We start from the raw sequence: 616 nt of genomic DNA, 5'->3' as shown, positions 1-616 counted from the left end.
ATTCGATACACTGCTTTCACTGCAGTGACTCTGGAAAATAAATTGAGGCAAAACGCAGACTGCTGTTTTGCAAAAATATATCAGCCTGCCAGCTGCCAAGTTAAAGATTCTTATCAAGAACCTTCATTATCCGACATTAGTGCAACCATTGCTTCATCTAACATTCTGCTGAGCGCTTTCGACTCATGAGCTTCGATGATTAAGCCCCCATCTCGCCCCAATGCGCAAACAACCATACGAATTACCCCCATAGCTTCTTGCTTCGTAAACAAGGTGTCTACCTGCTGTGTTTTTTCCATAAGAGTACTCTCTCTGCATTATTCCACTGCCAAACAAAACCTTACTCCCAAGCCGCAGCTACTAACTCCTTTCCACAACATGTAGGTTTTTGTTATTATATGCATTCAGTTTACCTACACATGGCAATGAATGTAAACAGGAAAATACATAAATTTATGTACTATTATTACTACCACCTTGAAAAAGTACCCTATTACAACACCTTTCAACAACGGCTTCAGAAAGTCCTCAATGGGCGTAGAATTTATCCATGGACAGGCACATTAGGAGCCTCAAGGGGCTCTGCTGAAACAATGAAAAAAGGTCAGATCCCTGG

1 protein-coding gene is annotated in these 616 nt (G+C 41.4%); it reads left to right on the top strand.

What is annotated here, in order from left to right; all coding sequences use genetic code 11:
• Positions 1 to 189 (top strand): hypothetical protein (locus J7438_RS26890; protein WP_209279080.1); only part of this gene is annotated, 189 nt, incomplete at its 5' end.
• Positions 190 to 616 lie beyond the last annotated feature (427 nt).

The organism is Thalassotalea sp. G20_0 (genome assembly GCF_017744175.1).
In the GTDB taxonomy this organism is placed as follows: domain Bacteria; phylum Pseudomonadota; class Gammaproteobacteria; order Pseudomonadales; family Endozoicomonadaceae; genus Endozoicomonas.
The sequence above is the reverse complement of the archived record's forward strand: the minus strand, read 5'-3'. Positions and strand labels throughout refer to the sequence as shown.